The organism is Acinetobacter sp. (genome assembly GCF_041919735.1).
Taxonomy (GTDB): domain Bacteria; phylum Pseudomonadota; class Gammaproteobacteria; order Pseudomonadales; family Moraxellaceae; genus Acinetobacter.
The window spans coordinates 1-1,678 of record NZ_JAYRTF010000056.1 but is presented as its reverse complement, the minus strand read 5'-3'; the positions used below and the strand labels follow the sequence as shown (position 1 = coordinate 1,678).

The following is a 1,678-nucleotide window of genomic DNA, read 5'->3' as shown; positions in this document are numbered from 1 at the left end:
TGATCTGCCCTCGAATTGACGGACACCAATTAACGTAAAACAAGGGGTGTCAAATGAAACGCAATCGTTACGATGAGTCATTCAAATCAGAAGCGGTAAGTTTAGCATTATCAGGCGAGCTAAGTTACGCGGAAGTGGCTCGAGATTTGGGTATAAACTACGGGACTTTAACGAAGTGGATTTACAGTGTTATGAACGAGCCCAAGCCGCCACAAGCCAAGATGAAGAAATCTGGCAAACCAAGCAAGCCTGATTATCAAGCACTTGAACGTCAACTCAAAGCCGCTCACAAGGAGCTTGAGTTGCGCAAGAAGGAGATTGATGTTCTAAAAAAGGCCGCCGCGTACTTTGCCAGCATGAAGTAGCAAGGTACGCCTTTATAAAAGCGGAGCGCAGTCTACCCAAACGTCGATTATTTCTGCTGTTCAAGGTATCGAGCAGCGGCTATTATGACTGGCTTAAGCGCCAACCATCGAATCGCATGGTGCATAATATTGCATTGGATGAGCGTATTCAGCGCATTTATGATGAGCACGCGGGGCGTTATGGCTATCGTCGCATCTGCGATGTGTTGCGAGATGAGGACTTTAGCGTATCACTTGAACGAGTACGCCGTCGCATGAAGCGCTTGGGCTTACAAGGTATTCAAAAGCGCAAGTTCAAGCACACAACCGACAGTAAGCATAACCTACCCACAGCGCCTAATTTGCTCAACCAATGTTTTGACGCCGATGCACCCAATACCAAATGGGTGGCTGACATCACGTACATTCGGGTTAAGCAGCAATGGCTGTATTTGGCAGTGGTCGTTGATTTGTACTCGCGCAAAGTGATTGGCTGGGCATTTGGCGAGCGCATCAATGCACGACTGGTCTGTGATGCACTCAAGGCAGCGTTGTTCAAACGGAGCCGCCCATCAGGGGTAATTGTGCACACTGACCGTGGCAGCCAATACTGTTCACAAGCCTATCAGCGATTGATTAAAGCCTATGACTTGAAATGCAGTATGAGCGGGAAAGGTAATTGTTACGACAATGCCGCCTGTGAGAGCTTCTTCCACACACTCAAGGTCGAATATGTCTATCGGGTTGCATTTGAATCAATCGAGCACGCCAGACGAGAAATCTTCTGGTTTATTGAAGCCTATTACAATCTCAAACGCAAACATTCAAAATTGGGATACCAAAGTCCTGTAAAATTCGAATCCGCAGCGCTTAAAATCGCTGCTTAAACTGTCCGTGGAAACGAGGGCAGATCACACCAGTCAAAAAGAAATTTGGGGAAACAGCTGCTTTTAATTATCTGCTTCCTCCAGACTATAAAGATGTCAGACGAACATTACGGATTAGTTTCCCTGTTGGATTTCCATATGAATTGCCGGAATTCGATATCACTCCATCCGCATTTCAAATTTGGCCTCATGTAATGATCTATGGAGTTTGCTTATTTGCGGCCAACCAAGAGCCAGCGACTACCTCGCCGGAAGAAGCCGTCTCTGTTGCAATGAATCAACTAATCAAGCTTATAAATTTTTCACTGAAGGATTCAGATCCAGTGATGAGAGAAAAAGAATTCTCGCGTGAAATCAGATCATATTGGCTTTATCAGTTGGGTAAGTCGCCAAGCAGATTTACACTGGTCAAGTTGCCAGTAGAAACTGGCCCGATATTCGTAGTTA

The 1,678-nt window shown here is 45.8% G+C and carries 3 protein-coding genes; all 3 read left to right on the top strand.

The features are described 5' to 3' along the window. Positions 1-53: 53 nt before the first annotated feature. The gene (locus tag ACE3T3_RS15895; RefSeq protein ID WP_374668631.1) at positions 54-365 is read left to right on the top strand and encodes a transposase; all 312 of its coding nucleotides are present in this window, start codon (positions 54-56) and stop codon (positions 363-365) included. Between the two features lie 14 nt (positions 366-379). Then, positions 380-1,231 carry an IS3 family transposase gene (locus ACE3T3_RS15890; protein WP_374668633.1) on the top strand — a complete coding sequence of 284 codons (852 nt, stop codon included), beginning with the start codon at positions 380-382 and terminating at the stop codon, positions 1,229-1,231. Between the two features lie 194 nt (positions 1,232-1,425). Further along, positions 1,426-1,678: hypothetical protein (locus ACE3T3_RS15885; RefSeq protein WP_374668629.1), on the top strand; the 253-nt coding region annotated here is incomplete at its 3' end.

What these genes read in the sequence shown, in the direction of transcription:
- ACE3T3_RS15895 (WP_374668631.1), top strand. Translation starts at nt 54, where the DNA reads ATGAAACGCAATCGTTACGATGAGTCATTCAAATCAGAAGCGGTAAGT.